This window comes from Phytohabitans flavus (genome assembly GCF_011764545.1).
Lineage (GTDB): Bacteria > Actinomycetota > Actinomycetes > Mycobacteriales > Micromonosporaceae > Phytohabitans > Phytohabitans flavus.
Window position 1 is genome coordinate 8,799,772 of sequence record NZ_AP022870.1, and the last position, 25,609, is coordinate 8,825,380.

Annotated in this window: 19 protein-coding genes, 5 pseudogenes and 1 riboswitch; of the genes and pseudogenes, 14 read left to right on the forward strand and 10 right to left on the reverse strand. The window is 69.8% G+C overall.

The genetic code is table 11. From position 1 onward, the window contains the following. The first annotated feature begins 102 nt into the window (after positions 1-102). The gene (locus Pflav_RS39175; protein WP_173041612.1) at positions 103-1,104 is read left to right on the forward strand and encodes a sigma-70 family RNA polymerase sigma factor; all 1,002 of its coding nucleotides are present in this window, start codon (positions 103-105) and stop codon (positions 1,102-1,104) included. Between the two features lie 63 nt (positions 1,105-1,167). Here Pflav_RS39175 and Pflav_RS39180 read toward each other — a convergent pair whose 3' ends face one another. Together Pflav_RS39180 and Pflav_RS39185 are read right to left on the reverse strand one after the other, a co-directional pair. After that, positions 1,168-2,082: a DNA-3-methyladenine glycosylase family protein gene (locus tag Pflav_RS39180; RefSeq protein WP_173041613.1), complete on the reverse strand. Its 915-nt coding sequence runs from the start codon at positions 2,080-2,082 to the stop codon at positions 1,168-1,170. Positions 2,083-2,316: 234 nt separating this feature from the next. Beyond that, a complete protein-coding gene (locus tag Pflav_RS39185) occupies positions 2,317-3,273 on the reverse strand; it encodes a C40 family peptidase (protein ID WP_173041614.1) in 957 nt (318 codons plus the stop codon). Between the two features lie 10 nt (positions 3,274-3,283). Further along, a riboswitch (cyclic di-AMP (ydaO/yuaA leader) is annotated at positions 3,284-3,450 on the reverse strand. Positions 3,451-3,913: 463 nt separating this feature from the next. On the opposite strand from Pflav_RS39185, the gene Pflav_RS39190 reads away from it, so the two are divergent. Then, complete coding sequence (locus tag Pflav_RS39190; protein WP_232072445.1) at positions 3,914-4,459, forward strand: DUF6232 family protein; 546 nt, start codon at positions 3,914-3,916, stop codon at positions 4,457-4,459. 101 nt (positions 4,460-4,560) lie between these two features. Here the strand turns inward: Pflav_RS39190 and Pflav_RS39195 are convergent, their stop codons facing one another. Continuing rightward, positions 4,561-5,412 (reverse strand): helix-turn-helix domain-containing protein, encoded by an 852-nt coding sequence (locus Pflav_RS39195; protein ID WP_173041615.1) that lies wholly within the window; start codon positions 5,410-5,412, stop codon positions 4,561-4,563. A 26-nt stretch (positions 5,413-5,438) separates the two neighbouring features. Next, on the reverse strand, positions 5,439-6,311 hold the full coding sequence (locus Pflav_RS39200; protein ID WP_173041616.1) for a helix-turn-helix domain-containing protein: 873 nt from the start codon (positions 6,309-6,311) through the stop codon (positions 5,439-5,441). Positions 6,312-6,669: 358 nt separating this feature from the next. Between Pflav_RS39200 and Pflav_RS39205 the strand changes: the two genes are divergently transcribed. Both Pflav_RS39205 and Pflav_RS39210 read left to right on the forward strand, forming a co-directional pair. Beyond that, positions 6,670-6,870 carry a DUF397 domain-containing protein gene (locus Pflav_RS39205; protein WP_173041617.1) on the forward strand — a complete coding sequence of 67 codons (201 nt, stop codon included), beginning with the start codon at positions 6,670-6,672 and terminating at the stop codon, positions 6,868-6,870. Between the two features lie 198 nt (positions 6,871-7,068). Next, positions 7,069-7,317 (forward strand): DUF397 domain-containing protein, encoded by a 249-nt coding sequence (locus tag Pflav_RS39210; protein ID WP_232072447.1) that lies wholly within the window; start codon positions 7,069-7,071, stop codon positions 7,315-7,317. On the opposite strand, the pseudogene Pflav_RS39215 reads toward Pflav_RS39210, so the two are convergent. After that, positions 7,307-7,617: pseudogene (locus Pflav_RS39215) on the reverse strand (DUF3817 domain-containing protein). The gene Pflav_RS39210 and the pseudogene Pflav_RS39215 sit on opposite strands and share 11 nt — an antisense overlap. Positions 7,618-7,640: 23 nt before the next feature. Then, a pseudogene (locus tag Pflav_RS39220) lies at positions 7,641-8,050 on the reverse strand (hypothetical protein). Between the two features lie 57 nt (positions 8,051-8,107). Between Pflav_RS39220 and Pflav_RS39225 the strand changes: the two are divergent. After that, positions 8,108-8,364, forward strand: a pseudogene (locus tag Pflav_RS39225) (DUF6158 family protein). 188 nt (positions 8,365-8,552) lie between these two features. On the opposite strand, the pseudogene Pflav_RS39230 reads toward Pflav_RS39225, so the two are convergent. Together Pflav_RS39230 and Pflav_RS39235 are read right to left on the reverse strand one after the other, a co-directional pair. Further along, positions 8,553-10,964: pseudogene (locus Pflav_RS39230) on the reverse strand (transglycosylase domain-containing protein); the annotation flags it as partial. A gap of 176 nt (positions 10,965-11,140) precedes the next feature. Then, a complete protein-coding gene (locus Pflav_RS39235) occupies positions 11,141-12,220 on the reverse strand; it encodes a 3-deoxy-7-phosphoheptulonate synthase (RefSeq protein WP_377310206.1) in 1,080 nt (359 codons plus the stop codon). A gap of 276 nt (positions 12,221-12,496) precedes the next feature. Between Pflav_RS39235 and Pflav_RS39240 the strand changes: the two are divergent. Beyond that, a pseudogene (locus tag Pflav_RS39240) lies at positions 12,497-13,641 on the forward strand (alkaline phosphatase PhoX). A 4-nt stretch (positions 13,642-13,645) separates the two neighbouring features. On the opposite strand, the gene Pflav_RS44375 reads toward Pflav_RS39240, so the two are convergent. Next, on the reverse strand, positions 13,646-14,164 hold the full coding sequence (locus Pflav_RS44375; protein WP_197938855.1) for a hypothetical protein: 519 nt from the start codon (positions 14,162-14,164) through the stop codon (positions 13,646-13,648). Continuing rightward, a complete protein-coding gene (locus Pflav_RS44380; RefSeq protein WP_197938856.1) occupies positions 14,164-15,168 on the reverse strand; it encodes a metallophosphoesterase in 1,005 nt (334 codons plus the stop codon). Before Pflav_RS44380 ends, Pflav_RS44375 begins: the two co-directional genes overlap by 1 nt. An 84-nt stretch (positions 15,169-15,252) precedes the next feature. Here Pflav_RS44380 and Pflav_RS39250 point away from each other — a divergent pair, with 84 nt between their 5' ends. From Pflav_RS39250 to Pflav_RS39285, 8 genes are all read left to right on the forward strand, one after another. Then, entirely contained in the window at positions 15,253-16,542 is a 1,290-nt protein-coding gene (locus Pflav_RS39250; RefSeq protein WP_173041619.1) for a M16 family metallopeptidase, read from the forward strand. Next, positions 16,539-17,873: a M16 family metallopeptidase gene (locus Pflav_RS39255; protein WP_173041620.1), complete on the forward strand. Its 1,335-nt coding sequence runs from the start codon at positions 16,539-16,541 to the stop codon at positions 17,871-17,873. Before Pflav_RS39250 ends, Pflav_RS39255 begins: the two co-directional genes overlap by 4 nt. 118 nt (positions 17,874-17,991) lie before the next feature. After that, positions 17,992-18,915, forward strand: coding sequence for an ABC transporter ATP-binding protein (locus Pflav_RS39260; protein ID WP_173041621.1), 924 nt, complete (start codon positions 17,992-17,994; stop codon positions 18,913-18,915). Beyond that, positions 18,912-20,543: an ABC transporter permease gene (locus Pflav_RS39265; RefSeq protein WP_173041622.1), complete on the forward strand. Its 1,632-nt coding sequence runs from the start codon at positions 18,912-18,914 to the stop codon at positions 20,541-20,543. Before Pflav_RS39260 ends, Pflav_RS39265 begins: the two co-directional genes overlap by 4 nt. Positions 20,544-20,598: 55 nt before the next feature. Beyond that, a complete protein-coding gene (locus Pflav_RS39270) occupies positions 20,599-21,084 on the forward strand; it encodes a GbsR/MarR family transcriptional regulator (protein WP_173041623.1) in 486 nt (161 codons plus the stop codon). Positions 21,085-21,102: 18 nt separating this feature from the next. Continuing rightward, positions 21,103-22,761: an NAD(P)/FAD-dependent oxidoreductase gene (locus tag Pflav_RS39275; protein WP_173041624.1), complete on the forward strand. Its 1,659-nt coding sequence runs from the start codon at positions 21,103-21,105 to the stop codon at positions 22,759-22,761. Positions 22,762-22,780: 19 nt separating this feature from the next. After that, positions 22,781-24,196 (forward strand): ATP-binding protein, encoded by a 1,416-nt coding sequence (locus Pflav_RS39280; protein ID WP_197938857.1) that lies wholly within the window; start codon positions 22,781-22,783, stop codon positions 24,194-24,196. 133 nt (positions 24,197-24,329) lie between these two features. After that, positions 24,330-25,562: a low temperature requirement protein A gene (locus tag Pflav_RS39285; RefSeq protein ID WP_173041625.1), complete on the forward strand. Its 1,233-nt coding sequence runs from the start codon at positions 24,330-24,332 to the stop codon at positions 25,560-25,562. Positions 25,563-25,609: the final 47 nt, after the last annotated feature.

Below are 25,609 nucleotides of genomic sequence, written 5' to 3' on the forward strand. Positions count from 1 at the left end.
ATTCGTGACACTTTCGACTCGGCAGATGGAATCCCTTACGCGTCTCATCTGTTGTGTAGGTGTCAGCACCGCGGGGGATTGCGGAAGTTACGGGGAGGGCTGATGAACGTGGGTACCGGAGGCAAGCGAGCAACAGGGGCGAACGAGGGGATCGTGAGCAACGTGGAAAGCAATGTGGTGATGCGCACCGACGAGGTTGCCGAAGAGCGCGACCTGGTTGGTGTCTACCTACACGAGATCTCCCGGACGCCGCTGCTCGACGCCGCCACCGAGGTCGACCTCTCAAAGGCCATCGAGGCCGGGCTGTACGCCGAGCACCTGCTCGACGAGGGGCAGATCCCGAAGGGCGTCGGGCGCGAGGAGCTTGAGCGCGTCGTCTTCGAGGGCGAGCGCGCCAAGGACCTCTTCATCCGGGCCAACCTCCGGCTGGTCGTGTCGATCGCCCGCCGCTACGTGCGGTCGGGTATGCCGATGCTCGACCTGATCCAGGAGGGCAACACCGGCCTGGTGCGTGCCGTGGAGAAGTTCGACTACGAGCGCGGTTTCAAGTTCTCGACCTACGCGACGTGGTGGATCCGCCAGGCGATCAGCCGGGCGATCGCCCAGCAGGAGCGCACTGTGCGGCTGCCGGTGCACCTGGTCGAGGATGTCAACCGGATGCGTAATGTGGCCCGCCAGCTGACCCGCGAGCTCGGCTCCGACCCGGAGCCGGAGCAGATCGCGGTGGCGCTGGGCGTGCCAGTGGAGCGGGTGCACGAGCTGGTGCGCTGGTCGCAGGACACCGTGTCGCTGGACACGCCGGTCGGCGACGACGGCGACACCAACCTCGGTGACCTGGTGGCCGACAGCGACGCGCCGTCGCCCGAGGAGGTCGTGCTGACCGCCCTCGAGCGCCAGCGGATCGAGGGCCTGCTCAACCACCTCGACGACCGGTCGGCCGGCATCATGCGGGCCCGCTACGGTCTGGAGGACGGGCGCGAGCACTCCCTCACCGAGGTCGCGTCGCGCTTTTCGCTCTCCCGGGAGCGGATCCGCCAGCTGGAGATCCAGGCGCTGGGCCGGCTGCGCGAGCTGGCTCGGGCCGAGGGCCTCCAGGCCGCCTGACACCAAACCCCATCAGCCTGCTGAGCGGCCGGCGTCCGGATCGGACGCCGGCCGCTCGCATGTCTACGCGGCAATGCTCAGCCCGCTGTCTTCCGGCTGCCAGGAGCGGGCTGTACGGACGTAGTAGGCCCACCAGCCGATCGACGACCCATACGCCTCATGCAGCTCTGCCGGGCTGGGCGGGGGATCGCCATACACCTCACGGGCCGCGTCTTCGAACTGGGCCATGCCCAGCGGGGCGCCATCCGGGCGGCCGAGCACCCGCAGCAGCAGGGCGTGCGCGGTGAACGGGCCGACACCCGGCAGGCCCAGCAGTCTCTTGCGGACCTCCTCGTACGGCCCGGTGCGCAGCCACTCCTCGTCGAGCGCGGCCACGCCCTCGACCACCTCGCGCAGCCGCCGGGCGCGCAGGCGGTTGCCCGCGAAGCGGATGAGGTCGGCGTCGCCCTGCGCGGCGACCACGGCGAGCGAGGGGAAGGCGACGTGCTCGACCCCGTCGACCGACAGCGACGGCCCGAGCGCGGCGGCGATGCGGCGTTTGCGGGCGGCCGCATACCACTGGGTGCTGCGCTGGATCAGTGCGAAGTAGACCGCACCTTCGGCGAGCGAGGAGAAGCGCACCTGGTGCAGACCGTGTGCGGCGCGCAGCAGCGTGGCCATGGCCGGGTCGCGCCCGGCGACGTCGAGGAAGGCGGAGAGGTCGTCGTCGAGGCCGAGCCAGTGGGCAACGGCGCGGTGCACGGCCGCCCGCTCGGTGGGCAGGAGCTGGCGGTCGGCGTGGAGGGTCAGTGCGACGCCCGACCCCTCGCGAGCGGGGCCGACGTCGGCGACCACCGCCTCGGGGCCGAGCGGGAACGCCTTGCGCACCCGGCCGTCGGTGATCACGTGGCCGCCGGCGCAGGGCGCGAACCCGGCGAGCGCACGTAGGGACATGTCGAACGAGAACGGCTCGGTGGCCGCCAAGATGTCTCCGCTCATGGCCGTCCTCGCTTCGCTGCGGGCGGCCACGAGGCTCCAAACAGGCTGTGTCTGATGATTCCTTCGCTGCGCTCAGTCATGCGACGACGGTGGACCCGCGGTACGACACTTCCCGCCGGCCCGTCACCCGCTGATCAGGGACTTTGGCGCCGATCGAGGACGGCGGGCGGCGTGTCCGTCATAGACCTGCCGCCCGCCGCCCTCGATCGACGCACTTGAAGATTTTTTGGAGCCCTAGCGGACTCTGCCGTAGCCGTACGGGCTCATCATGTCCACCGAGGACAGCTTGACCGTCTCGCCGAAGGTCGGCGCGTGGATCACCTTGCCGCTGCCCACGTAGATGGCGACGTGCCCGAGGCCGCTGTAGAAGACGAGGTCGCCCGCCTGAAGCGAGCTACGGCTGATGTGCGCGACCACGTCCCACTGCATGGCGGCGTTGTGCGGCAGGCTCTTACCAGCCGCCCGCCAAGCGGCGAGCGTGAGGCCCGAGCAGTCGTACCCGTCCGGTCCCTCCGCCGCCCACACGTAGGGCGTGCCGATCGCGTTGTACGCGAAGCGCACCGCGACGCCCGCCTTGCCGGAGATCGCGGGGATCGACCCGGTGTACCCGCCGCCTGAGGAGGTGGCCGAGCCGTACGCCTCCTCACGCATGTCGTACAGCTTGTCGAGGTCGCCCTCGATCTTCTTCTTGCCGGCCGCGAGCTCCTTCAGCTGCGCGGTCTGCTTGGCCTGGGTGGCGTCGAGCTTCGCCTTCTCTTCGGTGAACTGCTGCTCGGCCTCGGTGAACCCCTCCAGCTGCCGCTTGCGGTCGCGGGCGAGCTGGTCGAGCATGCCGAGCCGGTCAGCGAGCGGCCCGCTGCCGTCGAGCAGCGCGCTCGCGGTGCCCACCTGGCCCGTGCGGTACGCCACGGCAGCCATCTCGCCCACCTCGGCGTCGGCCTGCGCGAGCTGGGTCTCCAGCGGGCCCATCTTGGCGCTCAGCGCGGCCGAGGCGGCCTTGGTCTGCTTCAACTGCTCGTTGAGCTTGTTGTACGACTCGACGACCTTCTCAAGCTCGGTCGACGCCTTGTTGATCTGCTCCGTCAGCTCGCTCGGCGACGGCTCGGCCTGTGCAGCCGCGGCCGGTACGGTCAGCCCGATGCCCAAGCCGACCAGCACGACGGCGCGCAGCAGCTTCCGCGCGGACAACAAACGGTGAAACCTTTCTTCCCCACGCCGCCTACCGGGTTAGCTGACGGGTTCGGGCGGGAAGATCGCCCTACCTGACCGCCGTCGAGCAGGCGGCCGCGGATTCACCCCATTGCAACAAGGTGGGTCCCCGATTCGCTGACGGTGTGTGACCGTCGTGCGATTCGGCGGCACCGGGCCGGCGCCACTCCGGGGGAGTGACTGCGGACCGGACCAGCTGCTCCAACCTAGCGTCGGTGCTCGTCGGGCGAAAGTGGTGGCTGGGTGACTTGTGGCTGACATCCGCCAATGGGGTAAATATCCCGCGTCACCCTAAGTGATTGGCCTCCACGCGTGGGCCGTCGGCCGTTCGAGTGACGAAGCAATTTGTCGGTGTTCGCGCCACGTGGGCGAATGAATTGACAAATCGGATATGCAGTACTGAAAGCGGCGCGATGCAGCTAGGAGACCCCTGCCAATCAGCCACCTGGCAGATTGCGCCCCTTCCCTCAACTAGATGGCATCTCGCACAATGGCACTAGGGCCCCTTGAGGTTGCTGAAGCGGCACCGGAGCGAGAAAGACGATCGGCACCTGGCTGCCACCAGGTGCCGATCTCAAGAACCACCACATCAGCCCGCCTCACGAGCCGTAGGAGGCATGACGTGCAGACTACTCGCTACCCCGCGCGGTCACCAGCAGTACAGTCCGTAACGCTGTCCGACATAGCCGGCCCGAAGCCCCTCGCCCCGCTCTACCAGCGCCCCGGCATCCTGGTCACCCAGGACTGGTTCATCGTCGGGGGCCGCCGGTTTCCGGTCGGCGAGCTGCACCATCTCCACACTGCCCGGGGCCCCGCGCATCAGCTCACCGTTCGGTCGGTGACGGTGACCGCGATCGTGCTGGCTGCCATCGGGATCACGCTCGGCATGACCACCGAGCTCAACCATTTGAGTGCCCAGACCTACCTGGCGCTCACGGCGGTGGCGTTCGTCCCGTTCCTCGTGGCGACGATCGGCCACCGCCTGCGGCCACGGGCCTACGAGCTGTGGGGCCAGTTCCGCGGGATGACGGTGCTGCTCTTCAGTAGCGACGAGCAGCGGCAGTACGGGCAGGTCACCCGGGCGCTGCTCCGGGCACAGGAGGCCCACCGCCTCGGCGGGCTGGGCGAGCCGCTTGTCTCGACGAACATCTGGCACATGGCCGAGTAACTGAATACTTCGTCCCCAGTTCGACCCGCCCGCGCGGCAAAGCGGACACGGCGAACGAGGGGCGCAGGTGGGGCCGGGGGCCACACCGATCGTGGGCGAGCTCAGTCGAGCTCGCCCACGATCCTTTTGATCATGTCCTGGGTCTCGGCCGGGCTCAGCGCCATCTCGCGCAGCCGCTCGAACTCGTGCCGGTATGGCCCCACGAGGTCGGGCTGGTCGACCACGTCGTCGCCGAGGCCGTTTTCCAGGTACATCACGTCCTCGTCGGTCGGGTCGGGAAACTCCAGGATCGCGAACGGATTGGGGAAGCCGTCGACGCCGGCGGCGAACGGCAGCACCTGGATCGTGATGTTGGGCTCGCCGGACAGCGAGACGAGCCGCTCCAGTTGCTCGCGCATTGTCCGCGGGTCGCTGGCGATACGCCGTACGACTGCCTCGTCGATCACGGCGGTGATGTGCGGCGGATCGTCCTTGCCCAGCACCTCGCGCTGGCGGGCGAGCCGCACCTCCACCTGGCTCTGATCGTCGGCGCTGGGCTGGTCACGGCGGACCGCCTTCGCCGCGTACGCCTCGGTCTGGAAGAGGGCGGGCAGCTTGGTGGGCGTGTAGCAGAGCACCGAGGAGGTCTCCGCCTCCAGCCCGATGTACGCGGTGTACGGCGCGGGGAGCGCGCTCGCATACGACGACCACCAGCGGCGCACCCGTGTCGAGCGGGCCAGACCGACGAGCTCGTCGACCCTCGGCTTGTCGGTCACCCCGTACAGCCGGAGGAGGGCGCGTGCGTCGATGGGTGAGACGCCCACCGCCCCGGACTCGATCCGGATGATCTTGGAGAGGGACCAGTCCATCTCCTGGGCGACCTGATCCTGCGTGAAGCCTGCCGCCTCACGCGCCGTACGCAATGCGGACCGCAACCGTCGCCGACCAACGGTGGGCCCATATGTCGCAGTCATGCCGCGCTCCTGCGTTGTAGCGCTGCTCAGCCGAGCTGGCCGGCAACCTTGGTGATCTTTGCGAGGGACTTGTGAGGGTCGAGGGACATCTCACGCATGCGCTCGAAAGTCTGTCGGTAGGCGGCCACGTCGGCAGGGCGATCGAGCACGTCCTGCGCCAGCACGCCTTCCAGGTAGACGACGTCGCTGTCGTCCTCGTCAGGGAAGTGGAGGATCACGAAGGGACCTTGCGGTGCGTAGTCGCCGACGGTGAACGGAAGCACGTGGATCGTGACCCGGGGCAGCCGCCCCATCTCGGCGAGGTGCAGCAGCTGCTCGCGAAGCACCTCGGGGCCACCGGTCTGGCGGTGGAGCGCGGCCTCGTCGAGGACGACGTCCACGTCCGGCCGGTCGGGGCGCTCCAACACCTCCTTCTGCCGCCTCATGCGGATCGCGTGCCGTACCTCGATCTCGTCGTCGTCGATGGTGTCCGCGACGGTGGTCGAGGCCGCGGTGACAGCGGCCCGCGCGTAGGCGGGCGTCTGTAGGAGGCCCGGAATGCCCGAGGACTGGAAGAAGGAGAGCCTGGACGCCTCAGTCTCGAGGCCGATATACGACGCGTACGCGCTTGGGAGGGTGTCCTTGTACTGCGACCACCAGGTGCGGCGCCGGGAAACGCGGGCCAACTCGACCAGGTCGTTGACCTGCCGCTGGTCGGTCATCCGGTAATGGCCGAGGAGCGCCTTGACGTCGTTGGTGGAGATGGAGACGGAACCGGCCTCGATCCGGATCAGCTTTGACAGCGACCAGTCCATGGCGGCCGCCACCTGCTCCTGGGTCAGGCCGGCGGCATCTCGGGCGCGACGCAGTGCGGACCGCAGTCGGCGCCTGCCGACAGTAGGCCCATGCACCGTGGTCATCGGCGACCCTCCCTGGCTGCGCGACGCGTCACGCGCCCACGATGTGTCACCGTGCGGAACGAACATCCATCCGTGGCGGAGATCGATCTGCCCAGACAAGATCCGGTCAGATGTGATCCGTGCAAAATGCCACCTGGCTAGACGCGACCTGCCATTTAGCTAGTCTTGTGAAGGCTACACCTGCCCTGCTAGCTTTTCCAGCATCGTGTCGGGCGCGCTAAGCATCCGCCAAAGGTGCGGGTCCGCCTAAGCCGGAAGTGTGGCGGTTTGGGACAGTGAGTCCAGTCTTCATGCGCTAGAGTGTGGCGTCACGGCGCTCTGCCGCGACATTGCTGCGGCTGCGTAAGAGGAGCACCGGATGGCCCAGACACATTCCGTCATTGACGTGTGGCGGAAGAGCGCACGTTGCGAGACGCACAACTGCGTCGAGGTGGCCAAGCGCACCGACCAGGTCGCTATTCGCAACAGCTCGGTCCCGGACGCCCAGTTGGCTTTCGCTCGCCCGGTGTGGGCTGCCTTCATCAGTGACGTTCGGGCAGGTCAGTTCGACCTTCGGTAGGGTCCTGTTCCCCGGGTCTCTCCGCCCGGGGAGCTCTCCTCCGGCACCTGCGAGGGCATCCAGAACGGATGCCCTTTTTTGCTGTTCAAGGAGTCCGTGACCGGCTGTGGCACATTGGTAGCGGTGAGGAGGTCATTCATTCATGTACGCCCTCCTTTCTGCGGATGCCTCGGCATGGAACATTTGATAGCAGTGCGAGTGCGGGGCGGTGCCGTCATGGCCGGCGCGCACCAGCCCGCGGAGGGGCAGGTTGCCGTGGCGGATGGACCGACGAACTGGCGTAAGAGCGCGCAGTGCGAATCGCACCAATGCGTCGAGGTGGCGGTGGGCGCGGAAGGCGTGGCGATCCGTGACTCGACGTCACCGGAGGGGCCGTTCATCGAGGTCACCGCAAGAGCATGGAAAGCGTTCTGTGCGGCGCTGCGCGGGGGCGAGCTCAGGCCGTGACGGGGGCCGGCTCGCGCGCCCAGCGGGTCACGACCCGCTCCGCGTAGAACGACACAAACGGGATCGTGCCCGCGAGCATGACCAGAAGCATGCGGCGCATCCCCAGCGGGTGCGGCGGGCCAGGTCGAAGACGGCCACCAGGTAGATCATGTATAGGAAGCCGTGCGCCGGGCCGACAGTCTCGACCACGGCCGGCTCGTCCCAGATGTACTTCAGTGGCATGCCGACCACGACGAGCAGGATCAGCACCACGCCCACGACGTATGCGATCGCGCGGTAGCGCTGTAGGGCTCCGCCCACGGTTAACTCTCCTCCACCTCTGCTCACCCGGGGTAGTCGGCCGGCCGGGCGTCCGGGTGCTCGTTGAGCCAGGCCAGGTAGCGGTTGTACGCCGCGAGCTCCGGGTCGCCGCCGTCGTCGTACCCCGCGGGCTGCCGGGTGGTGCGCACGGGGCGGCGGAAGGCCGTGGCCGATGTGGCCTGCGCGCCAGCCGGGGCCGGTGAGACCGGCGCCGGCGCCGGCGGCTCGCCGCGGAGCGTGAGACGCACCTCGCGCACCCAGATGAACACGACGAACGCGGCGAACAGCGGCCACTCGAACGCATACGCCCAACTGAGGGTGTTGCCCCCGCGGCCCGGCTGATCTGCCACCAGCCGAGGGCCATGAAGCCGGCCACGAGCCCGACCGCGAGCACGTGGCGTGTGATCCACGCTGGTGTCCACAGCCGCCTCATACGCCCGAGAGTACCGGCGGGGGTTTGGCGAGGTCCGGTCCGGGCAACGGTGGGTACATGACTGGACCAGCGCGATACGCAGACGCCGATGCCCCGTCGGCGGACCTCGACACCGGTGTCGACCCTGCCGAACTCACCGACGACGACCTCATCCGGGAGATGTCCAGCCTGCACCGGACCCGGCTGGACACGCTGCGGCACGGCGCCGACGCGGCGCTGGCCAACCACCTGCGCCGCACGGCTGAGCTGGAGACGGAGTACCTGACCCGCTATCCGGGCGCGAGGTGGACCCCGGCCGCCTCCGCGACGTCTGAGTGTGGCGCGGGCCACTCCAGGCCCCGGAACACCGGGTAGGGGTGGGCCGTTGAGATGACTGTCGGTGTGTCCAGTGTCCCCGGGCCTCACCTAATTGCCTTCGCGGAATACCGTTCGGCTGGAGCCGCGTCGTGCCACTCGCCGAGAGGCGACCTGCACACCGACGCCTAGCGCCGCCCGGTGGCCATTCCACCGGGCGGCGCTTTTTGGTGCCCCGACCCCCGCTACCGTGCGGGAGGAGCCGTAGCTGTGGCGTCGGGCACCCCGTTGCTGGTCCGGAGCACCACCAGGCCGCCGTCGATCGTGCGGCCGGCGGGTTCGGTACGGGCGACCGAGCCGGCCGGGCATGCCGACCCGACCGGCTCGGGGTTTACCTCCACCCGGAAGCCCTGACTCTCCAACGTGGACTTCGCCGCGTCGACCGGCTGGCAGGAGACGTCCGGGATCGAGCGCTGCTCGCCGTAGGCAATCGCCTCGCTCGGCCGGGGAAGTTCTGCTGCGGCCGACCCCGCATGATGTCGGCGAGCGTCTCGTACACCGCCGGGTTGACGATGTCGTGGCTCATGTTCGCGGTGGTTTCCGGCCAGTCCGGGTCGGCCAGGATGCCGGCGACCGCCATCGAGCGGCTGGTGACGACAAGGGACGCGGTGCGGTGGCTGTCGGTGGTACCGGTCTTGCCGGCGATCGGGTGCCCGATGGCGGTATGCGCGGCAGCCGAGGTCGAGCCGTGGCACTCGCCGAACGCGGACTGGTCGCCGACGGGGCACCGAGCGGCGTCGATCGCGGCGCGGGCCACCTCGCGGTCGACGGCCTGGTCGCAGCGGGGCTTGGCGACGTCCAGCGACTTGCCGTGGATGTCCTTGATCTCCTGTACCGGGATCGGCTCGCAGTGCTTGCCGTCCGCCGCGAGCGTGGCGTACGCGTTCGCGAGGTCGAGCGGGGTGGTGCCGGAGACGCCGAGCGTGAACGACCCCCAGTCGTCGGCGGCCGCCCGGTCGTTCGCCATCTCGATGTCCTGCTCGGACAGGAAGCGGATGCCCAGCTTCTTCGCCACCGCCACCGCGTTGGCCGCGCCGGCTTGCTCCTCCAGCGGTACGAAGTACGTGTTGACCGACTTGCCGAAGGCGGTCCAGGCGTTGTGCATGCCCGCGAGGCCGGCGCTGCTGTTGCCGGGGCACCACCGGTCGGTACCGGGGCAGGCGGCGTCTCCGGAGGCGCCGTGGTACTTGGACGGGTACCGCTGCGGTGCGTTGATCGGGTAGTCCAGCGGGTACCCCTTCTCCAGCGCCGCCACGAGCGTGAAGATCTTGAAGGTCGAGCCGGCCTGGTAGCCGCTACCCCCGGTCAGCAGCGGGTTGGTGGTGTTCGGGTACGTGCCCCGCTGCCCCGAGTTCTGGGGGTTGGAGGAGGGCTTGTTCGCCGAGTTGTCGAGCTTGAACACGCGGTTGGTGGCGAGCGCGCGTACCCGCCCGCTGCCCGGCTCGACCGCGGCGACCATCAGCGCGTGCTTGTTGCCGGTCTTGAGGTACTGCTCCACGTTGTCCCGGGCCTTCTTCTGTGCCTTCGGGTCGAGCGTGGTCACGACCCGGTAGCCGCCGCCGTGCAGCAGCCGCTCCCGGTCGTACCCGGTGGCGCCGAACGCCTCCTGCTGTAGCCACCAGCGGCGGAAGTAGTCGCAGAAGAAGCCCCAGTCGTTCGGCTTGGTGACCGTGCAGCCGTTCGGCGGGCGCTTGCCCTTGACGACGAGCTTCTCCTTCTTCGCGACCTCGCCCTCGGCAGCGGTGATCGCCTTGATCTCCACCATCTGGCCGATCACCCAGTTACGGCGCTCCAGCGCGCGCTCCTTGCCCTCGGGGTCGATCGGGTCGTAGTACGTGGGTGACCGGACCAGGCTGGCGAGGAGGGCGGACTCGGCGATCGTGAGGTCCTTCGGCTGCTTGCCGAAGTAGAACTGGCTGGCCGCGTAGACGCCGTACGTGCTGTGGCCGAACGGGGCGAGGTTGAGGTAGCGGGTCAGGATCTCGTCTTTGGAGAACTTCTTCTCCGCCTGGAGTGCCAGCCGCGCCTCGCGGACCTTGCGGGCGGCGTTGTCCTCGCCGGCCTTGACCGCGTCCGCGTAGGTCGGCGCGGTGTACGTCACCGACATCCGGACGAACTGCATGGTGAGCGTGGAGGCACCCTGCTTCCCGCCGCCGGCGCTGTTGTTGAGCGCGGCCCGGGCGATGCCCTTCGCGTCCACGCCCTTGTGCACATAGAAGTTGTGGTCCTCGGCCGCGATGATCGCTTCGCGCATGGGCTCGGCGATCTGGCCGAACGCCACGTCGTGGCGGTTTTCGTCGAAGAAGCGGGAGATCAGCGTCTTGCCGTCGGCGGCGTACACCTCGGTGGCCTGGGGCGCCTGGGTGGTGGTGAGCTCGCTCGGCAGCGCCTCGAACGACTCGGCCCCGGCCTTCGCGGCAAGGCCTGAGGCGGCCAGTGCCGGAAACATCGCTGCCGCGACGACAAGGCCGGCGAGGAGGCCGCAAAGCACGAGGGTGGCGAAGTTGAGGAGCGCGTGGCGGGGGCGTCCGCCCGCCTCACGCCCGGCGGTGAGGCGCAGCAGAGGTTCGGTCACGACTGCAAAGACGTCCAGGGACGCGGCGGGGGTTGCCGGTGCGGCGGATCTTCACAGCACTTTCACGAGTGGTCGCTCGGGCGAGCGCCGCAAACCGTATGACGGCCGGCGGAAGACTTGCACCCCGCGCCGCTGCGGGGTGCAAGATCGTTGGAAGGTCGTCAGCGGCGGGCCGTGGCGAGCCCTTCGAGTACCTCGACGGTCGTGTCCCAGCCCATGCACGCGTCGGTGATCGACTGGCCGTACGCCAGCGGGCGCGTCGGGTCCAGGTCCTGGCGCCCCGGCACCAGGAACGATTCGAGCATGACCCCGACGATGCCGCGCTGCCCGGCGGCGAGCTGGGCGGAGACGTCCTGCGCGACCACCGGCTGCCGGGTGTGGTCCTTGCCGCTGTTGTCGTGGCTGGCGTCGACGATCAGCCGCTCCGGCAGCCCGGCCGCGCGCAGCAGGTCGAGCGCGCCGGCGACGTCCTCGGCGCCGTAGTTGGGCCCGCCCCGGCCGCCGCGCAGCACGAGGTGGCAGTCGGTGTTGCCGCGGGTGTGCATGATCGCGGGGGTACCGGACAGGTCGATACCGGGAAACACGTGCGGTACCGCCGCGGCCCGGATCGCGTCGACGGCCGTGGAGATCGCTCCGTCCGGCCGGTTCTTCATCCCGATCGGCATGGAGAGGCCGGAGGCGAGCTGGCGGTGCACCTGGCTCTCCACCGTGCGCGCGCCGATCGCGCCCCACGAGACGGTGTCGGCGATGTACTGCGGGGTGATCGGGTCGAGGAACTCGCAGCCCACCGGCAGTCCCTTGGCGAGCACCTGGAGCAGCAGCGAGCGGGCGGTACGCAGGCCGGTGTTGACGTCGCCGGAGCCGTCCAGCCCCGGGTCGTTGATGAGCCCCTTCCAGCCGACGGTCGAGCGGGGCTTCTCGAAGTAGACCCGCATCACGATCAGCAGGTCGTCGGCGAGCCGGGCGGCCGTCTCGGCGAGCCGGTCCGCGTACTCCAAGGCGGCCACGGTGTCATGCACGGAACACGGGCCGACGACGACCATCAGGCGGTCGTCCTCCCCGTCCAGCACGCGGGCGACGGCACGCCGACCCTCGACCACCGCGGCCGAGAGATTGTCATCCAGGGGCAGCTCGTGGTGGAGCAGCGCGGGGCTCACCAGCGGCACGACCTTGTCGATCCGCTGGTCGCTGACCCGCTGCACACTCGGGAGAGTCACGGTGGGGTTCCTTCCGCCAGCCACCCCGGGGCCGGCGTCCCGGGGCCGAAGCCGGCTCTGCGTCGTCGTTACACGCGAAAGGGCAGGAGCGCTCTCCTGCCCTGTGCCGGCTCTGGCGGTGGTGACCTAGGTCATGCGGCTCATGCCTCAGTCGCCGGCGCCACAGCCGGCCAACTAAAGCACGCATACCATCGGGTCACGCGGGAATCATATCGCACACCTGGAACCTCAACGGACCGTCGACCGACGTTTACCTGTCGGGCGTGCCGTTCGACACCGATCAATCAATACGTTGCGGGCATGGATCGTCGCACTGTGTTGCGTGCCACCGTTATCGGGGCAGGCACCGCCGCGTTCTCCGGCAGCCTCTGGTCAGCTGCCTTCGCCGCCCCGGCCCAGCCGGGCACGAGCCCTTACGGCGCGCTGCGTGCCGCCGACGCCAACGGTGTACAGAGCCCGAACGGCTTCACCAGCCGGATCATCGCCCGCTCCCGCCAAGCGGTGGCCGGGTACACCTGGCACGACGCCCCGGACGGCGGTGCCTGCTTCGTCGCCGGCTCCGGCTGGGTGTACGTGTCCAACTCCGAAATCTCCTCCACGGGGGCGCCTCGGCGGTGCGGTTCAACGCGGACGGCAGCATCGCGTCCGCGTACCGGATCCTGGGGAACACGAACCGCAACTGCGCGGGTGGCGCCACCCCGTGGGGGACCTGGCTCTCGTGCGAGGAGGCCGACCTCGGGTACGTGTACGAGACGTACCCCCTCGGTGGGACCGCGGCGGTGCGCCGGCCGGCCATGGGCCGCTTCACGCACGAGGCGGCCGCGGCCGACCCGGACCGGCAGGTGATCTACCTGACCGAGGACGAGACCAACGGCTGCTTCTACCGCTTCCGCCCCACCACCTGGGGCAACCTCTCGGCCGGCACGCTTGAGGTGCTGACCGGCGGCACCGCCACCAGCGGCCCGGTGAGCTGGGCGCGGGTGCCCGACCCGGACGGCAGCCCCACCCGCACCCGGAGCCAGGTCTCCGGCGTCAAGCGGTTCAACGGCGGTGAGGGTGCCTACTACGCGGACGGCATCTGCTGGTTCACCACCAAGGGCGACAACCGGGTGTGGGCGTACGACGCGGTCAACCAGCGGATCGACCTCTCGTACGACGACTCGCTGGTGAGCGGCAGCGCCCCGCTGACCGGCGTGGACAACATCACCGGCTCGGACTCGGGCGACCTCTTCATCGCCGAGGACGGCGGCAACATGGAGATCAACATCATCACGCCGAACGGGGTGGTGGCGCCGTTCATCCGTCTCTCCGGGCAGTCCGGCTCGGAGATCACCGGTCCGGCCTTCTCGCCGGACGGCACCCGGCTCTACTTCTCCTCGCAGCGCGGCACGTCCGGCTCCTCGTCCGGCGGCATCACCTACGAGCTGCGCGGCCCGTTCCGGTAAGCCCTCAGCTCAGGGCGAACTCGTCGAAGAGCACAGCTGGTGACGACGGCTGGCGGGTGTCGTGGCGGTACGACCGCACGACGCCCGCCGCCGAGTCCAGCAGCGTGAAGACGGTGATCTCGTTGCTCGCCACGAACGGCAGCGGCACCCCGCCGTGCACGAGCGGCGCCACCGTCGGCACGATCGGCTGGAGCCCGCCCGGGTCGCCCTGTAGCACGTATCCCGGCGGGTACCAGCGGGACATGCCCGAGCTCACGTCGTACGCGCCGTAGCTGTTGCCCACATTGGACGTCTCCAGCCAGTGCACGCCGGCCGCGTTCCGGAAGCGGTTCCACACATGCGAGTGTCCATTGAGGACCAGGTGGACGCCGGCGGCGGAGACGAGCGGCTCCACGTCCCGCAGGATGTAGTCGTCGGCGAGCGGGTACTCGTACCGGATCGACTTCGCCTCGACCACCTGGATCGGGTCCGTGTACGGCGGCACCGAGTGGTTGCCCAGCCCGTGGCTCGGGTGGTGGAACATCACCACGCGGTACCGGGCGGAGCGCGCGGCCGGCGAGGCGAGCTCGGCCTCCAGGAAGGCGAACTGGGGCGAGCCGCGCTTGATCGGCTCGAAGACGAACTGCCCGTACCCCAGCGGTCCGGGTTGTCGACGTCTTCGAGCGCCTCCTGGAACTTGCCCCGCCCTTCGGGCTGTGGTGAGCGCCACACCTGGGTGGCGAAGAGGCAGATCACGTGTACGTCGCCGATCGTGCGGGACCACCAGCGCTGGCCGCCGGACTCGCTGCGCGGGTACGGGAACATCTCCTCGTACGTGGTGGTGTCCCAGGCGCCCGGCTGCGGGTCGTTGAACTGCGCGTCCAGCGTCGCGGTCTCCGACCAGCGCCCCATCACCTCGTGGTTGCCGAGCGCGGGGTAGATCGGCGAGCGCGCCAGGATCGGCGCGAACGTGCGGAAGAAGGCCGGCTCGGCCGTGCTGTCGAACCACTCGCTGGCCCGGTCCGGCGCGTTGACCATGTCGCCGGCCATCAGTACGCCGTCGAAGGTCACGCCAGCCGTCTCGGCCACCTTCGCCAGGTTGGCCGGCACCATCGGCTTGAGCTGGTGGTCGCTGGTGAGCAGCAGCCGCACCGGCCGGTCCGGCGGCGGGGCGGGCGCGAGCGTGTACGCGGCGGTCACCGTGCCGTCCGAGACCACCCGGTACGGCGTCCGCCCGCCGCCCAGCCCGGTGACCGTGGCCAGGTGCCGGTGCACCGGGCGGCGGGTGACCGTCGGGTACGCCCGGCCCGGTACCGCCGACTCCTGATCCTCCCGGGTGCGGGACAGCTCGACGGTGTCCGCGCTGAAGCGGCGCCATCCCTCGCCCTCGCCGGCGTCGCCGGTGGCGGCGGCCCGCGCCTCGTCGCCGGTCATCGACGCGACGGCCGGGCCGGCGAGCACCGCGTGGTCGGAGCCGGGCCCCTCGGTGTGCCACACGACGTGCACGCCGTCGGCTGTCGGATCGAGCAGGTACGGCTCACACAGCATGTCCGTAGTATCCGTCCCTCCCGCGCGTGGCGAGGAGAGGGATTGGCGCATGCTTAGCGCAATAGATCAGCTACCGTCGAGCGCATGTCGCCGACCGGCTACCCGTGGCCCATCGAAACCGCCCGCCTCGACAACGGCCTGCGGGTCGTGGTCAGCGAGGACCGTACGGCACCCGTCGTAGCCGTCAATATCTGGTACGACGTGGGATCGCGGCACGAGCCGGACGGGCAGACCGGGTTCGCACACCTCTTCGAGCACCTGATGTTCGAGGGGTCGGCGCACGTGGCGAAGACCGAGCACATGCGGCTGATCCAGGGCGCCGGCGGCTCACTCAACGCGACCACCAACCCGGACCGCACCAACTACTTCGAGACGGTCCCGGCGGAGCATCTGGAGCTGGCGCTGTGGCTCGAGGCGGACCGGATGGGCGGGCTGGTGCCGGCGCTGACCCAGGAGACGCTCGACAACCAGCGCGAGGTGGTCAAAAACGAGCGGCGCCAGCGGTACGAGAACGTGCCGTACGGGGACGCGTGGCTGCGCCTGCTGCCGCTGCTGTACCCGCCGGGGCACCCGTACCACCACGCCACGATCGGCTCGATGGACGACCTCAACGCCGCCGACCTGGCGACGTTCGCCGCGTTCCACACGACGTACTACGTGCCGAACAACGCTGTGCTGTCCGTCGTCGGTGACGTGGCGCCGGCCGACGCGTTCGCGCTCGCGGAGAAGTACTTCGGCGGCCTCCCGGCCCTCCCCGACATCCCGCCCGCGCCGGACGGCACCCGGCCCGCGCGGCCTACCGGCCCGCTGCGCGAAGACGTGGTGGGCGACGTGCCCGCCCCTCGGGTGTACATCGCGCAGCGCACCCACCCGTTCGGCACGCCTGAGTACGACGCGGTCACCGTGCTCGCCACGATCCTCGGCAACGGCCGGGGCAGCCGGCTCTACCAGCGCCTCGCCGACGGGGCGCGGCTGGCCCAGCCGGACTACGTCTCGGCGTACGGGGTGGACCTGGCGCACGCGCCCGCGCCGCTGATCGTGTCCGCGACCGCCCGCGACGGCGTGAACGCCGCCGACCTGGAGGCCGGCCTTGTCGAGGTGCTCGACGGGTTGGGCGACGGGATCGGGCAGGAGGAGCTGGACCGGGCCAAGGCACTGCTCGCCACCGCGTGGTGGCGGCAGGTGTCCACAGTGGCGGGTCGGGCGGACCTGCTGAGCCGGTACGCCACCCAGTTCGGCGATCCGGCCCGCGCGGGCGATCGGCTGCCGGCCTGGCAGTCGGTCACGCTCGACGCGTTGGCCGAGGCCGCCGCGCAGCTGCGCCCGGATGTCCGCGTCACCCTTTCCTACCTCACCGAGGAGTCGTCGTCGTGAGTTTGGTCGCCGAGCGTCCGGGGCCGGGTGCGGCCCGCCCGTACCGGTTTCCCGAGGTCGTGCGCCGCGACGGCGTGGTCGCCGCCCACCTGCCCGGCCAGGCGCTGGCGGTCGCGGTCCTGCTGATCGACGCCGGCGCCGCCCGCGAGCCGGAAGGCCGCGAGGGGCTCGCCGCCGTCGTGGCGAAGGCGCTGGAGGAGGGTACCGGCGAGCGGGACTCGGCCGCGTACGCGCTCGCGCTGGAGAGCCTGGGGGCGGAGCTGTTCACCGCGGCCGACTGGGACTCGTTTCGGGTCGGCGTGCAGGCGCCGGTCGACCGGCTGCCCGACGCGGTGGCGCTGCTCGCCGAGGCGGCCCGCACCCCGCGCCTGGACCCGGAGGACATCGCCCGGGTACGCGACGACGAGGCGACCGCCCTGCGGATGGACTGGGCCGACCCCGGGCCGCGTGCCGAGGCGGCGCTCCGGGGCGACATCTTCGGGCGCGACAAGCGGCACGGCCGCCCGCTGAACGGCGACCCGGACTCGGTCGCCGGGCTGAGCGTGGACGACGTGGTCGGCTACCACCGCACCTGGTTCGGCCAGCCGGGCACGCTGGTGGTCGCCGGCGACCTGACGGGCGTCGACCTGGACGCACTCGGCGCCACGGTGTTCGCCGGGGCGGGCGAGCCGGTCGAGGGTGCGGGTGGGCCGCTGCCGGTCGTGCCGCGCACCGGCCGGCGGGTCCTGCTGGTCGACCGGCCCGGCTCGGTGCAGTCGACGCTGCGACTGGGGCATGCCGCGCCGTACCGCGCGCACCCGGACTACGTGCCGATGACGCTGGCCGCGACGGTGCTGGGCGGGGCGTTCACGTCCCGGCTCAACCACCTGATCCGGGAGGTGCGCGGGTACACGTACGGCATCCGCGCCGAGTTCGGCCAGTCCAGGCGCTTCGGCCGGCTGCTGGTGAGCGCGGGCGTGCAGACCGCCGTGACCGTCCCCGCGCTGGTCGACACCGTGGGGGAGATCTCCCGTACCGAGGCCGAGGGCGTCACCGAGCCGGAGCTGGCGGTGGCCCGGTCGTGGCGGGCCGGCCAGCTGTCGGTCGATCTCCAGACCCCGGGGGCGATCGCCGGCGCCCTGGCCACGCTGGTGGTACACGACCTCCCGGACGACTACCACGCCAACCTGCGCGCGGCCCTGCTTGGTGCCGACGAGGCGACGGTCTCGGACGCGGCCGCCAAGCACCTCCACCCGTCCGGCCTCACGCTGGTCGTGGAGGGCGACGCGGCGACGATCCGCGACGAGCTTGTCGCGTCCGGCCTGGGCGAGGTGCTCGACGCCCAGTTCTGAGCCGGTCCGGCGCCGGCGCCGTAGCCCTCGGGGGTAGTGGCCGCGGTCACTTTTCTTGACGGTATTCATACGCTTCTGAGCTTTCACAAATTTGTGAAACGAGCGTAGCTTCAGCTGTATGACATCTGCGATCTCGGTCTCTGGCCTGGTGAAGACCTTCGGCCAGACCCGCGCGCTGGACGGGCTCGACCTGTCCGTCGACACCGGTGAGGTGCATGGCTTCCTGGGCCCGAACGGCTCCGGAAAGTCCACCACCATCCGGGTGCTGCTCGGCCTGCTCCGCGCCGACGCCGGCGACGTGAGCCTCCTCGGCGGCCATCCCTGGCGGGACGCGGTGGCATTGCACCGGCGGCTCGCGTACGTGCCCGGCGACGTGAACCTCTGGCCGAACCTGACCGGTGGGGAGGCGATCGACCTCTTCGGCAGCCTCCGTGGCGGGCTGGACAAGCGCCGCCGCACGGAGCTGATCGAGCGCTTCCAGCTCGACCCGAGCAAGAAGGCCCGCACGTACTCCAAGGGCAACCGGCAGAAGGTGGCGGTCGTCGCCGCGTTCGCGTCGGATGTGGAGCTCTACATCCTCGACGAGCCGACCTCCGGCCTCGACCCGCTGATGGAAGCGGTCTTCCAGGAGTGCGTCCGCGAGGTGAAGCACCAGGGGCGCACGGTGCTCCTCTCCAGCCACATCTTCTCCGAGGTGGAGGCCCTCTGCGACCGGGTGAGCATCATCAGGCAGGGCAAGACGGTGGAGGCGGGCACGCTGGCCCAGCTGCGGCACCTGACTCGCACGTCGATCTCGGTGGAGACCGCCCACCCGATCACCGGCCTCCAGGAGCAGACCGGCGTGCACGACGCCCAGGTCGACCAGACCCGAGCGAAGTTCGATGTGGACAGTCACGAGCTGGACCACCTGCTGCGCTACCTGACCCGCTTCGAGGTGCGGACGCTCACCAGCGCCCCGCCCTCGCTGGAGGAGCTGTTCATGCGCCACTACGGCGACGAGCTCCGGGAGAACGGCCTGAAGGCGGAGGCGACGGCCCGATGAGCTCTTTTACGGGGACGGGTCGCCTGGTGCGGCTGGCGATCCGGCGGGACCGGATCCAGCTACCACTGTGGATCCTCGGCACGGCGCTGTTCGTGCCGATCGTGGTCGCGTCCGTGCGGGACCGGTTCCCGACCGACGCGGACCGCATCGAGATCCTGCGCAGCGCCGTCGCGAGCCCCGCCCTGCTCGTGCTCCGGATGGCGCCGACCGGGGCGAGCGAGGGCGCGATGATCATGTTCTCGCTCCTCACGTACGCCGCGGTGCTCGCCGGCTTCATGAGCACCCTCGCGGTGGTGCGCCACACCCGGCAGAACGAGGAGACCGGCCGTTCCGAGATGGTCGGCGCGACCGTCGTCGGCCGGCATGCCGGGCTCACCGCTGCGCTGATCGTCGTGGCCGGCGCCAACATCGTGCTCGGCGGCCTTGTCGCGCTCGCGCTGATCGGCTACGACCAGCCGGTCGCGGGGTCGGTCGGCGCCGGTGCCGGTATCGCCGGGGCGGGCCTTGTCTTCGCGGGCATCGCGGCCATCGCCGCCCAGATCGCCCAGACCTCGCGCGCCGCCAACGGCATCGCCGCCGCGGTGGTCGGCGTCGCTTATGTGTTACGGGGCCTCGGCGACGCGCTCGGCCAGGTGCAGCCCGACGGGTACACCGTGGTGAGCGCCTGGCCCACGTGGCTCTCGCCGATCGGCTGGGTCACCGAGATGCGCCAGTACGAGGGCGACCGCTGGTGGGTGCTGCTCCTGCCCCTGGTGACCGTCGTGGCGAGTGTGGCGGTGGCGTTCGCGCTGACCGCACGCCGGGACGTCGGCATGGGCATGATCCAGCCGCGCCCGGGCCCGGCCCAGGCGACGCCGGCCCTGCTCAGCCCGCTCGGCCTCGCCTGGCGGCTCCAGCGCGGCACGCTCTTCGGCTGGGGCGTGGCGATGGTCGTGTACGGCGTGGCCGTCGGGTCGCTGAGCCAGACCGTCGAGGACGCGCTCGGGGATAACCAGGGCAGCGTCGACACGATCAACAAGCTGGCCGGCGGCAGCAACGTGGACCTGATGGACGCGTTCTTCGCGGCGATGATGGCGATCTATGGGGCGATGGCCGCCGCGTACGTCGTCCAGGCGCTGATGCGCCCCCGCGCGGAGGAGTCCAGCGGTGCCGCCGAGGCGGTGCTCGCCACCGGCACCGGCCGGCTGACCTGGCTGGCCAGCCACGTGGCGGTGGCTGTCGGCGGTGCGGTGCTGCTGCTGGTACTGGCCGGCGCGTCCACCGGGCTCGTGGCCGGGCTGACCGGCAGTGACGTGGGCGGCAACCTCGTCGACCTGACCGGCGCGGCGCTCGTCCAACTGCCGGCGACGCTGACCCTGGCCGGGTTCGCGATCGCCGCGTTCGGGCTGCTCCCGCGGCTTTCCGTCGGACTGGCCTGGGCCGCCTTCACGGTGAGCCTGATCGTCGGCCAGCTCGGCGAGCTGCTGGGCCTGCCGCAGGCGGTACGCGACATCTCGCCCTTCACCCACGTGCCGGCGGTGCCGGCGGCGAGCGCGACGGCCCTCCCGTTGATCGCCCTCACCGCTGTCGCGTTGGCACTCGGGGCCGCCGGCCTGGCACTCTTCCGGCGGCGGGATATAGCGCTTTAGCAAGACGTGGCGGCGCCTCCGGGCGCCGCCACCGGCATAGAAAAGGTGGTGGACGATGGAGGAAAGGCGCGACGAGGACGCGGTTCGCCGCTTCGTCGAGCATTTCGCGATGACCCTCAGCGACCTGGGCTTTCCTCGGATGCCGGCCCGGGTTCTGGCCGCGCTCACGGTGGCCGACGAGCCGGGGTTGAGCGCCGGACAGATCGGCGAGCGCCTCGGGGTCAGCCCGGCCGCCGTCTCCGGGGCGGTACGCCACCTCATGCAGTTGCAGTTCGTCGTGCGCGAGCCGGTGCCGGGCTCACGCAGTGATCGCTACCGCCTGCCGGCCGATCCGTGGTTCACCGCCGGAATGGTCCGAGGTGGGGTCTACAAGCGCTTCGCCGACATCATCGAGGAAGGGGTCGACGCGGTCGGCGACTCGTCTTCGCCGGCCGGCATGCGCCTGGCCGAGATGCACGAGTTCTACCTCTTCATCCAGGACGGGATGCTCGAACTACTGGAACGGTGGGAGAAGTTCCGCGCGGCGCGCCAGGACGGTTGAGCGTGCTTTGATTGGGCCATGGCCAACCCAGCGATCGTGACGGTTGACGACGACCCGGCTGTCTCCCGGGCCGTCGCGCGCGATGTGCGGCGCCGCTACGGTCAGGACTACCGCGTTGTGCGGGCCAGTTCAGGAGCCGAGGCGCTGGACGCGCTCAAGGAGATAAAGCTGCGCGGTGACCAGGTGGCGGTCCTGCTCGCCGACTACCGGATGCCGCAGATGAATGGGATCCAGTTCCTCGAGTCCGCCATGGACCTCTTCCCGCTCGCCCGGCGGGTGCTGCTGACCGCGTACGCGGACACCGAGGCCGCGATCGACGCGATCAACCTGGTGGACGTCGACCACTACCTGCTCAAGCCCTGGCACCCGCCGGAGGAGAAGCTCTACCCGGTGCTCGACTCGCTGCTTGACGCGTGGCAGGCGACGCCCGCCTCGCCCGAGGTGGACACCCGCGTGGTCGGCCACCGGTGGTCGGCCGCCTCGTTCGAGATCCGCGACTTCCTCGCCCGCAACATGGTGCCGTACCGGTGGTACCTGATCGAGGAGCCGGAAGGGCAGCGGCTGCTGACCGCGTCCGGCGCGAGCGAGTCCGACGTACCCATCGTCATCACGCCCGATGGCAAGACGCTGGTGCGGCCGTCGGAGGCCGAGGTGGCCGCACACGTCGGCCTCACCACCACCCCCACGGCTGACTTCTACGACCTGGCGGTGGTCGGCGCTGGACCGGGCGGGCTCGGCGCCGCCGTTTACGGCGCCTCCGAAGGGCTGCGCACGATCCTCGTCGAGCGGCGGGCCACCGGCGGCCAGGCAGGCCAGAGCAGCCGCATCGAAAACTACCTGGGCTTTCCGGACGGCGTCTCGGGCGCGCAGCTGACCGACCGGGCCCGCCGGCAGGCGCAGCGCTTCGGCGCCGAGCTGCTGACCGCGCAAGACGTCACAAGCCTCGACGTGAAGGGCTCGGCGAGGGTGCTCACCTGCGCCGGCGGGCCGCAGATCGCGGCGCACACGGTGATCCTGGCGACCGGGGTCTCCTACCGCACGCTCGACGTGCCCGGCCTCGCCGAGCTCACCGGCCGTGGCGTCTTCTACGGCAGCGCGGCCACCGAGGCGCCGGCCTGCTCGGGCGCGGATGTCTACATCGTCGGCGGGGCAAACTCGGCCGGCCAGGCGGCGATCTACTTCTCCCGGTTCGCCGGGCGGGTGCACCTGTTGGTACGCGGCCAGAGCCTGTCGCAGTCGATGTCCGCCTACCTGATCGAGCAGATCGAGAGCAACCCGCGGGTCCAGGTGCATCCCTGCACGGAGGTGGCCGCCGGCCACGGCACCGACCACCTGGAAGGGCTCACGCTGCGCGACCGGAACACCGGACAGACGCGCGTTGTTGACGCTTCATGGCTGTTCGTCTTCATCGGCGCCCAGCCGCACACCTCCTGGCTGGACGGCCTGGTGGAGCGGGATCCGCAGGGCTTCGTGGTGACCGGCCCCGACCTCGTCCTCGGCGGCCGGCGACCCAGGGGTTGGCGGCTCGACCGCGACCCGTACCACTTGGAGACGAGCGTCGCCGGCGTCTTCGCCGCTGGCGATGTGCGCGCCAACTCGGTCAAGCGGGTGGCTTCGGCGGTGGGCGAGGGCGCGATGGCGGTAACGCTGGTGCACAGGTACCTGGAGGCGCAATGAGCGAGCGAGTTGAGGCCCAGTGATCAGCAAAGAGGAGCTCCGGAAGCTCTTCCTCTTCGAGTCGCTCGACGAGGAGAAGCTCCAGTGGGTGCAGGACCACAGCACGATCGTCGAGTACGAGGCGACCTCCCGCGTCTATTCCGAGGGTGAGCCGGCCACCTGCTTCGTGGTGCTGCTGGAGGGCGCGGTCACGCTGACCCGCAACGTGCACGGGCAGGAGATCGAGGTCGTCCGCACCGACCAGGTCGGCGTTTACGGCGGCGCGAGTCAGGCCTTCCTGGGGGAGCAGGTCGACCAGAAGTACCCCAACTCGATGGTCGCCATCACGCCGGTGAAGGTGCTGGAGCTGCCGGCCGAACAGTTCGGCCCGATCCTGCGCCGCTGGTTTCCGATGGCGATGCACCTGATGGAGGGCCTCTTCTGGGGTCAGAAGCGGATCCAGTCGGCGGTCAGCGAGCGGGAGCGCCTGATCGCGCTCGGCTCGCTCTCGGCCGGCCTCACCCACGAGCTCAACAACCCGGCCTCCGCCGCCGTACGCGCTACCGCCACCCTGCGCGACAAGGTCGCCGGCATGCGTCACAAGCTGGCGATGATCGCCGAGGGAAAGATCGACGTCAAGCAGCTGCACCGGCTTGTGGAGCTACAGGAAGCCGCGGTGAAACGGGCGGCCAACGCCCCGAAGATGACGCCGCTGGAGACCACCGAGGCCGAGGACGCGGTGGTCGAGTGGCTCGAGGGCCGCGGCCTCTCCCCGGGCTTCGAGTACGACCACGCCGCCACCCTGGTCGCCGGCGACGCCAACGTGGCCTGGCTCGACCTGGTCGCCGACGCGGTCGACGAGACCGACCTCCAGTCCGCGGTGAGCTGGCTGTCGTACACCATCGAGACCGAGCTGCTCATGGGTGAGATCGACGACGCCGTCGGCCGCATCTCGACGCTGGTCGGCGCCGCCAAGCAGTACTCACAGCTGGACCGCGCGCCACACCAGGTCGTCGATCTGCACAAGCTGCTCGACTCGACGCTTGTCATGATGACGGTGAAGATCCCGCCGGACGTGACGGTCGTGAAGGAGTACGACCACACGCTGCCCGAGTGCCCCTGCTACCCGGCCGAGCTCAACCAGGTCTGGACCAACCTGATCGACAACGCACTCGGCGCGATGGGCCAGCGTGGCACGCTGACGATCCGCACCCAACGCGACGGCGACCAGGTCGCGGTGACGATCGGCGACACGGGTGTGGGCATCGATCCGGAGATCCGCCCCCGTATCTTCGAGCCGTTCTTCACGACGAAGCCGGTGGGTGAAGGGACGGGGCTTGGGCTCGATATCTCGTACCGCATCGTGGTCGATAAACACCACGGCGATATCAGGGTGCAGTCCGAGCCCGGCAAGACCGAGTTCACCGTCGTGATCCCACTCGAAGATACGCCGTAACCGAAAAGTCCCGCCCACGGTTCCTACCAGTAGTAGCAGATCCGCCGGTGTCGCCGCTGCCGGGCTGACAGACTGCCGGGGTGCCTACCAGCTCCCCGTCCGACTGCTCAGCCCGGGCGGTCCCGGATCCCGGGTGACCCGGCTCGAGCTGTTTTACGACCTTGTCTTCGTGTTCGCGTTTCTCAACGTCAGCTCCTTGGCGTCCGTGAACTTGACCAGGTCCGCGCTGCTGGAGGCGTTGCTCGTTCTGGCGCTGCTCTGGTGGTTGTGGGGCGGATTCGTCGCGCTCAGCAACATCGTCCGCGCCGACCAAGGCATCATGCCATTGGTGGGTTTCGCTATCATGGCGGCGCTATTTGTGCTTGCGCTGGCCACTGACACAGCGTTTCGTGACGAGCCCGGCGGCCTCGACGGCCCGTTCGTTTTCGCCTTGGCCTACGCGACGACCGAAGCGATCGTGCTCGTCGCCCTGTATGCCACGATCGAAACGAAGAACCCGGCGTCAAGGCGGCGGTCGGTGCTGCTCAGCCTGCCGACGATTCTAGGCGCGCTGATCGTCCTTCTGGGCGGCACGGCCCCGCAACTTCTGTTTCCCGCCGACATCGCTCACAATCTCCGGCTTGGATCCTGGGCCGCGGCGCTGGTCGTCGCATACTCCGGCGGACTAGTCATCGGTCGCGTCGGTTGGCGATTGAAGTCAGTGGAGCACTTCGCGGAACGACACGCGCTGATCGTGCTGATCGCTCTCGGCGAGTCGGTGATTTCCTTGGGGGTAGGCGCGACCAGCCGCAACGGCAGGCCAATCACGGCAACAGTCGTCCTGGCCGCGGTGCTCGGTATCGCCGTTATCGCGGCACTGTGGTGGCTGTATTTCGACCTCCTGGCATTCCACGTCGAGCAAGTCCTGCATCGTGCGCGCGGTCAGTCCCGCATTGTTCTCGGCCGTGACATCTACACATACCTACATCTGCCGCTGGTCTCGGGCGTGATCATATTCTCCCTCGGGCTGCAGCGACTGCTGAGCGCCGTCATCCAGAAATCCACGATCGACGGGTGGAATCTCATCAGTCTCTTCGGCGGGGTAATCCTCTATCTGGTGGCACTGGTGGCTGTCGAGCTGCGGAGCTCGCGCCGGCTCGATCCGGTGAGCCTCGCGGGCGCCGCACTCCTTGTCCTCCTGCTGCCGGTCGCCGACCGGCTGCCAGCGATAGCGGCGCTGATTGTGCTCACGGCCACGATCGTCGCGGTGGTGGTGGCGCAACTGTTGACCAAGCGCGGTGTCCGGAAGCAGGTACGTCACCGGATCCACCAGGAGCAGATCGACCTGGAAGCCGCCGTGGTGCGCTGGCGGCATCGCCATCAGTGACGGCTAGCGCCTCGGCGAACCAGCGTCAGCCGGTGCCAGAGCGGTGT

Coding starts and splice junctions, on each gene's coding strand:
- Pflav_RS39200 (WP_173041616.1), bottom strand. CDS start 6,311: ATGACCACGGTGCATGGGCCTACTGTCGGCAGGCGCCGACTGCGGTCC.
- Pflav_RS39260 (WP_173041621.1), top strand. CDS start 17,992: ATGACATCTGCGATCTCGGTCTCTGGCCTGGTGAAGACCTTCGGCCAG.
- Pflav_RS39205 (WP_173041617.1), top strand. CDS start 6,670: ATGGCCCAGACACATTCCGTCATTGACGTGTGGCGGAAGAGCGCACGT.
- Pflav_RS39195 (WP_173041615.1), bottom strand. CDS start 5,412: ATGACTGCGACATATGGGCCCACCGTTGGTCGGCGACGGTTGCGGTCC.
- Pflav_RS39270 (WP_173041623.1), top strand. CDS start 20,599: ATGGAGGAAAGGCGCGACGAGGACGCGGTTCGCCGCTTCGTCGAGCAT.
- Pflav_RS39175 (WP_173041612.1), top strand. CDS start 103: ATGAACGTGGGTACCGGAGGCAAGCGAGCAACAGGGGCGAACGAGGGG.
- Pflav_RS39250 (WP_173041619.1), top strand. CDS start 15,253: ATGTCGCCGACCGGCTACCCGTGGCCCATCGAAACCGCCCGCCTCGAC.
- Pflav_RS44380 (WP_197938856.1), bottom strand. CDS start 15,168: ATGCTGTGTGAGCCGTACCTGCTCGATCCGACAGCCGACGGCGTGCAC.
- Pflav_RS39275 (WP_173041624.1), top strand. CDS start 21,103: ATGGCCAACCCAGCGATCGTGACGGTTGACGACGACCCGGCTGTCTCC.
- Pflav_RS44375 (WP_197938855.1), bottom strand. CDS start 14,164: ATGTTCCACCACCCGAGCCACGGGCTGGGCAACCACTCGGTGCCGCCG.
- Pflav_RS39180 (WP_173041613.1), bottom strand. CDS start 2,082: ATGAGCGGAGACATCTTGGCGGCCACCGAGCCGTTCTCGTTCGACATG.
- Pflav_RS39265 (WP_173041622.1), top strand. CDS start 18,912: ATGAGCTCTTTTACGGGGACGGGTCGCCTGGTGCGGCTGGCGATCCGG.